The organism is Streptomyces sp. CLV115, from assembly GCF_038448545.1.
Taxonomy (GTDB): Bacteria; Actinomycetota; Actinomycetes; order Streptomycetales; family Streptomycetaceae; genus Streptomyces; species Streptomyces sanglieri.
Map to the genome: position 1 here is coordinate 23288 of NZ_JBCEWQ010000108.1, position 6929 is coordinate 30216.

At 73.1% G+C, this 6929-nt stretch carries 4 protein-coding genes; 2 read left to right on the forward strand and 2 right to left on the reverse strand.

The genetic code is table 11. The annotated features are described in order from the left end of the window. Nucleotides 1–9 precede the first annotated feature (9 nt). Nucleotides 10–1419 (forward strand): NAD(P)/FAD-dependent oxidoreductase, encoded by a 1410-nt coding sequence (locus AADR41_RS29295; RefSeq protein WP_342284436.1) that lies wholly within the window; start codon nt 10–12, stop codon nt 1417–1419. A gap of 80 nt (nt 1420–1499) precedes the next feature. Here the strand turns inward: AADR41_RS29295 and AADR41_RS29300 are convergent, their stop codons facing one another. Both AADR41_RS29300 and AADR41_RS29305 read right to left on the reverse strand, forming a co-directional pair. Beyond that, the gene (locus tag AADR41_RS29300; RefSeq protein ID WP_342284438.1) at nt 1500–4091 is read right to left on the reverse strand and encodes a DUF7507 domain-containing protein; all 2592 of its coding nucleotides are present in this window, start codon (nt 4089–4091) and stop codon (nt 1500–1502) included. 276 nt (nt 4092–4367) lie between these two features. Beyond that, nucleotides 4368–4826: an NUDIX hydrolase gene (locus AADR41_RS29305; protein ID WP_342284440.1), complete on the reverse strand. Its 459-nt coding sequence runs from the start codon at nt 4824–4826 to the stop codon at nt 4368–4370. Between the two features lie 496 nt (nt 4827–5322). Between AADR41_RS29305 and AADR41_RS29310 the strand changes: the two genes are divergently transcribed. Continuing rightward, the coding region (locus AADR41_RS29310; protein ID WP_342284442.1) for a 5-guanidino-2-oxopentanoate decarboxylase at nt 5323–6929 on the forward strand (1607 nt) is incomplete at its 3' end.

Sequence of the window (6929 nt, forward strand, 5' to 3'; positions counted from 1 at the left end):
AGGGGCAACATGAGCACCGTCAGCACCGTCAACGGCGGCATATCGTTCTGGTACGCGGACCAAGGCACCCCGCTCGCCCGGGAGCCTCTGCCCGGCGACGCCACCGCCGACATCTGCATCGTCGGGGGCGGATACACCGGTCTGTGGACCGCCTACTACCTCAAGAAGGCCGTCCCCTTCCTCAACATCACCGTGCTGGAAGCCAAGTTCTGCGGATACGGCGCCTCCGGGCGCAACGGCGGCTGGCTCTACAACGGCATCGCGGGCCGCGACCGTTACGCGAGGCTCCACGGCCACGAGGCGGCCGTCCGGCTCCAGCAGGCGATGAACGAGACGGTCGACGAGGTCGTCCGGGTGGCCGCCGAGGAGGGCATCGACGCCGACATCCATCAGGGCGGCGTCCTCGAAGTCGCCTACACGCCCGCGCAACTGGCCAGGCTCAAGGACTTCCACTCCGTCGAGATCGCCTTCGGCGAGACCGACCGCGTCCTGCGCGGCGCCCGCGAGACCTGCGAACGCGTCAACGTCACCGGAGCCGTCGGCTCCACCTGGACCCCGCACGGCGCCCGGCTGCACCCGGTCAAACTCGTCAAGGGGCTCGCCGCGACCGTCGAGGCTCTCGGCGTCACCATCCACGAGTCGACACCCGTCACGGAGATCAAGCCCAAGCACGCGCACACCCCGTACGGCACCGTCCGCGCCCCGTACATCCTGCGCTGCACCGAGGGCTTCACCGCGAACCTCAAGGGCCAGCGGCGCACCTGGCTGCCCATGAACTCCTCGATGATCGCCACCGAACCGCTCCCGGTGTCGGTCTGGGAAACCATCGGCTGGGACGGCCGCGAGACCCTCGGCGACATGGCCCACGCCTACATGTACGCCCAGCGCACCGCCGACGACCGCATCGCGCTCGGCGGCCGCGGTGTCCCGTACCGCTTCGGCTCGGGCGCGGCCCACTTCAACGACACAGCCCGCACCCGGCCCGCCACCGTCGAGGCCCTTCGGGACATCCTCGTCCGCCTCTTCCCCACCACCGCGGGCGCCCGCATCGACCACGCCTGGTCCGGCGTCCTCGGCGTCCCCCACGACTGGTGCGCCACCGTCACCCTCGACCGCTCCACCGGGCTCGGCTGGGCGGGCGGCTACGTCGGCTCCGGCGTCGCCACCACCAACCTCGCCGCCCGCACCCTGCGCGACCTGATCCAGCAGGACTCCGGCCAGTCGGGGCCCACCGAGCTGACCGCCCTGCCCTGGGTCGGCCACAAGGTCCGCCGCTGGGAACCGGAACCCTTCCGCTGGCTCGGTGTCCACGGCATGTACGCGGCCTACCGCGCCGCCGACCGCCGCGAACTCGCCTCGGCGCGCCCCGGCACGGACCCCGTCGCGAAGGCCGCGGACCGGCTGGCCGGCCGGCACTGACCGCGACGACGGACGGGCACCCGCCACCGGAGTGGTGGCGGGTGCCCGTGATCGTGCCGGTCAGTTGCGCGGAGCGCCTGTCACGCCGAGTGGCAGAGGCTCTTTCCGTGGCACGGCTTCGGCTTGGAAGGCGGCTTCGGCTTGCACTTCTTGTCGTGCTTGCCGTGGCACGGCTTCGGCTTCGAGGGCGGCTTCGGCTTGCAGTGCTTGCCCTCGCAGGGCTTCTTCCCGACGGAGATGCGGGCCTGGTCCTGGTTGGACCGGACGGCGCCGTTCTCGGCCGTGGCCTCCGCGCGGTTGACGACCCCGCCGCGCTTCGCGTCGGCGGCCGTGACCCGGTAGGTGCCGGTGCAGGTGGTGCTGTCACCGGACTGCCCGGCCGGGGCGAGCGTGGTCGCCTCGCAGGTCACGCCCGTCACCCGGTCGTCGGTGACCGAGATCCCTGTCAGCTCCCGGGAGCCGGTGTTGGTGACGGTGTAGGTGTACGTCACCTTGTCGCCCACCCTGTACGTGCGCGAGTCGTCCACCGTCTTGGCGAGCCGCAGCCCGGGCTCGGTCTCGGGTTCGGTGCGCAGGGTGACGTCGTCGGGCTCCGACTGCACATCCGTGCGGCCGAACTGCCCATGCGCGAAGGCCACGTTGACGATCGTGCCCCGCGCGACATCCGCCTCGGTGACGGTGTAGCGGCCGACGCAGGTGGTGACGGCCCCCGGGGCCAGTGTGGCCGCCTGGCAGGTCACGCCCGGGACGAGGTCGTCGGTGACTCCGACATTGGTCAGCGTCGCGTTGCCGGTGTTGGTGACGGTGTAGGTGTACGTCACCTCGTCGCCGACCCGGTACACGCGGTCCTCGGCCGACTTCGTCAGATGCAGGCTCAGCTCGGAGGCGACCAGCACCGTCACCTCGTCGGGCTCCGACTTCACCGGCACGCCTCCGGACTGCCCTTGCGCGGTGGCGACGTTGGTGACCGACTCGTGCTCCGCGTCCGCCTCCGTGATCACGTAGGTGCCGTGGCAGGTGGTGCTTGAGCCGGGCTGCCCGGCCGGGGCGAGCATGCGCGAATCGCAGGTCACCGCTGCCGCCCGGTCGTCGGTGACCGTGAGGTCCGTCAGCGCCTGGGGGCCGGTGTTGGTGACGGTGTACGTGTACGCCACCTCGTCGCCGACCTCGTACACCCGGGTGTCGTCAGCCGACTTCTCCAGCCGGACCCCGGGCCCGGCCTGGACCTCCAGGGTCACGTCGTCGGGTGGCGAATCGACCTGGGTGCCGTTGTCACGCCCGTGCGCGGTGGCGGTGTTGGTGACCGAACCGGCCGTACCGTCCGCCTCGGTGACGGTGTAGCTGCCGGTGCAGGTCATCGTCTCGCCCACGGCCAGCGTGTTCTTCGGGCACACGATGCCGGCGACCCGGTCGTCGGTCACGTGCACGTTCGTCAGCGGGACGTTGCCGCTGTTGGTCACCACATACTCGTAGGGCACCTTGGTGCCCGGCGTCAGCGGGGTCGGCAGCGGCGGTTCCTGGGAGACCTGCTTGACCAGGTTGAGCCGGGGCAGCGCGGCAGCCGGGTGGACGGTGAGATTCCGGATGAGGTGGACGTCGGTGAACAGCCCGGTCGACGCGGCGAAGCCGAACTTGTAGGTGCTGGGCACCGGCTGGGGTGCCGGGGTGGACAGCACCTGCTGGGTTCCGTTGCCGTCGTGGAAGTCGATCGAGACCGTGATCACCGGGTTCGGCGACGGGGAGACCTCGACGGTCACCGTGCGGCGCGAGGGCTCCAGCAGCGCTTCGGCCTCCTGGGGGGTGGAGGTCGGCGGCACCGAGGTGGTCGGTCCCTGCAACTGCCCCGGGAGCGTGGAGGGCCATGGCCCGGTGGTCGAGAAGTTGCTGGTGGTCGCATCGAGGAAGCAGTAGCCCTCGGTGCCGTCGCCCGGCCCGCGCAGCGTCACCATGTTCGCGCCGGGCGCCGGGATCCGGAAGGACGTACCGGCCGGTGAGCGGGTGGCACAGCCGTTGCCGCGGTGCTCCCAGTCACCGAAGTAGTTGCCGAGGACGTCCAGACCGACGCCCAGGTAGCCCCGGTTGACGCCCGGCAGGAAGGTCTGGCCCGGGTTGTCGTCGGGGAGCTTCTGCGCGTAGCCCAGGCTGCCGCCGAAGGCTCCGGGCGAGGTCAGCGACGCGGCTCCGTCGATGAGGAAGAACGAGATGCCGTCGGCCGGTGGGTTGGTGTTGCCGCCGTACTGCCACTGCTCGAAGGTGGTGACCAGGCCCTGGTTCGCCGGGAGCGCGTGGTTGTAGAGCACGGCGGCGGACTGGTCGTTGGACGCGTCGGTCAGCCGGAGGTAGCCGCGCGGCGCGGCGTTGTTCGGCGGTACGGGACCGGTCGCACCGGACGGGCAGCCGGTGAGCGGATGGGTGCCGGGGCCGGGCGCCGGGGCCTCGGGCGCACCGGTCAGGCAGGCGGGCCCGAACGCCTCGAACCCCGCGTTCGCGTCGGCCCCGGTGAACGTCTCGTCCACCAGCGGGACTCCCACGGGCTGCGCGGCGGCCATCTGCCCCGGCAGCCCCAGCCCCGCCGCCAGCAGCCCGAGCACACCGAGTCCGCCGGCGGTCCAACGTCCCAGCCTGTTCTGCCCGCGTCTTCTTCCCGGGGTACGGAAGTCTCTCAGCGTCATGCGGGGAACGTATGGATTCCGTCCGGCCGCCGGACGCAACGCGCTCCGAAGCCGCCGTCTGCCCTCCTACCGGCGTACGCATCCGAGTTACGGCCGTCGGCCGGCTGTGGACTTCGGGGGCGGGGAGGCACCGGCACAGCGAGGGACAGGGAGGTTGACGCACCGGACCCGTGGTCCGCCGGCACCTCCCCGATCACCTGCCGCGAACGGGCGGCGAGCCGGGGACGCCGCTTCCCACTCCGAGGCCCGCCTCGGCGGCCCGTCCCGGCGCCCGCCTCAGCGGTCCGTCCCCGTGCCGGGCCGCTGCCCGTCGGCCCGAGTGCCGGTCACGCCGAGCGCGTCGATCATGCCGAGCGCGTCGACCGCCGCCGGGGAGAGCATCGAATCGTCCAGTCCGGCCAACGGCATCCAGGCGACGGCGCTCGTCGAGTCATCGGTCCTGGTCACGGCCGGCGGGCCGGGCCTGAGCTCGACGCGGTAGAAGAGCCCCACCAGATTCCAGTCGATCCCGAGCCGGTGGGCGGTGTACGCCCGCGCGTCCACCAGCCGGGCGTCGAGGAGTCCGAGGCCGGTCTCCTCGTACAGCTCACGCTCCAGTGCCTCCCGCGGCTGCTCACCCGGGTCGATCCCGCCACCGGGCAGGTGCCAGAGGCCGGGCTCGAAGACCGGGGAGGCCGCGGAGAGCCGGGTCAGCAGCAACCGCTCCCGCACGGTGGCGATCGCGTACGCCGACACGCGCGAACGGACTTGGCCTTCCACAACGCCCCCTGTCTCCGGGCCCTCGAACTGTCCCGGCCGGTCCGCACGTTAGGCGAATCCGCCCCCTTGCGCGACCGCGCGTCGTCATTTCCGCGTACGCCCGCCCGCACGCACAGCGCGGGAGGGCCGGTGTGCGGGTGGCCTGCGCCACCCCCGGCCGGGCCCGGTCCTCGGCCGGGCGGTCCTCGGCCGGGCGGGCCGCGATCCGATGCCGTTCTCCGAACGGCCGGCCGCCCTGTTCACCACCGTCGGCTTCCCGGACCCGAGCCGCGCGATCCGCACCGCCATGACGTACGTCGTAGGCGCCGGCGAGGCGGCCCGGCCCACCGCCTCGCCGGCCCCTCCGTCCCCCTGCGGCCACCCAGGACAACTGAACACATATTCAGTACTCGCGCGCATTGACAAGGGCGTCCACCACTCCAAATACTGACTGCTCATTCAGTAAGGAGCCCGTGCAGTGCCTGGAGCCACCATGTCGGATCCCCCCGCCGCCACCACCTCCCCCGCCCTGATCACCGGCGGGGAAGCCCTGGTCCGGGCGCTCGCCGCACATGGCGTGACCAGGGCGTTCGGCATTCCCGGCACCCACAACCTGGAGATCTACCGGCACCTGGCCGCGCACCGGATCGAGCACCTCAACCCCCGCCACGAGCAGGGCGCGGGCTACGCCGCCGACGCCTACGCCCGGGTCAGCGGCCGGCCCGGCGTGGCGATCACCACCACCGGACCGGCCCTGCTGAACATCGCGGCCGCCGTCGGCCAGGCGTACTCCGACAGCGTCCCGCTGCTCGTCGTCTCACCGGGCATGCCGCTGCGCCACCCCCGGCAGTCGACCGGCCTGCTGCACGAGATGCGCAGCCAGACCGAGGCGCTGCGGGGCGTCGCGGCCGTCAGCCACCGGGTGTCCTCGGTCGAGGAGATCGGCGTGGCGGTCGCCCGCGCCTTCACCCTCTTCCGTACGCGGCGCCCCCGCCCCGTGCACATCGAGGTCCCGCTGGACCTGCTCACCGCCGCGGAACCGGCCGGGCCGGTACGCACCGCCCCGCCGGTCTCGCCCGCGACGGCGGATCCGGACGCCCTCGCGGCGGCCGCCGGGGCGCTGCGCTCGGCCGGCCGGCCGGTGATCGTGCTCGGCGGCGGTGCGCGCGGTGCCGCCGCCGAGTGCCTGCGGCTGGCCGAGCAGCTGGGCGCACCCGTGGTGACCTCCGCCAACGGCAAGGGGATCGTCGCGGAGACCCACCCGCTGTCGCTCGGCGTCTCGCTGCACAGCCGGGCCGTCCGGCGCCGGCTGGCCGAGTGCGACGTGCTGCTCGCCGTCGGCACGGAACTCGCCGAGTCCGACCTGTGGGAGCCGCTGCCCGCGCTCACCGGCACGCTCGTGCGGGCCGACATCGACCCGGCGCCGATGTACGCGGGACCGCCCGCGGACATCCCCCTGCTCGGCGACGCCCGCCACACCGTGCGCGCCCTCCTCGCCGCCCTGCCGGACGTCCCGGCGCCCGCCGACGACACCGTCCACCGGGCCGTCGCCGCACTGCGCGAGGAGCGGAACGCCGAGACCCGCAGCGAGGACGCGCACCTGCTGCCGTACCTGGCGGCCATCAGGGCGGTGCTCCCGGCGGACACGGTGCTCACCTCCGACAGCGCCCAGTGCTGTTACTACGGCGCCATCCCGCACCTGCCCGTCGCGCCGGAGGGCCGCTATCTGCACCCGACGGGCTTCGGCACGCTCGGCTACGCGCTGCCCGCCGCCATCGGCGCGAAGACCGCGGACCCCGCCCGCCCGGTCGTCGCCCTGAGCGGCGACGGCGGCCTCCAGTTCTCCGTGCAGGAACTGGCCACCGCCGTACAGCTGCGGCTCCCCCTGCCCGTCGTGGTCTTCGACAACGGCGGCTACGGCGAGATCCGCGACGAGATGGTGTCCCGCGGCGACCGCCCCACCGCGGTCGACCTGCCACCCGTCGACCTGCCCGCCCTGGCCCGCGCCTACGGCGGCCACGGCGTACGGGCCGACTCGCCCGAGGCGCTCGCCGCGGCACTGCGCCACGCCCTGGACACCCCCGGCCCCACCCTCATCAC

What these genes read in the sequence shown, in the direction of transcription:
- AADR41_RS29300 (WP_342284438.1), bottom strand. Translation starts at nt 4,091, where the DNA reads ATGACGCTGAGAGACTTCCGTACCCCGGGAAGAAGACGCGGGCAGAAC.
- AADR41_RS29295 (WP_342284436.1), top strand. Translation starts at nt 10, where the DNA reads ATGAGCACCGTCAGCACCGTCAACGGCGGCATATCGTTCTGGTACGCG.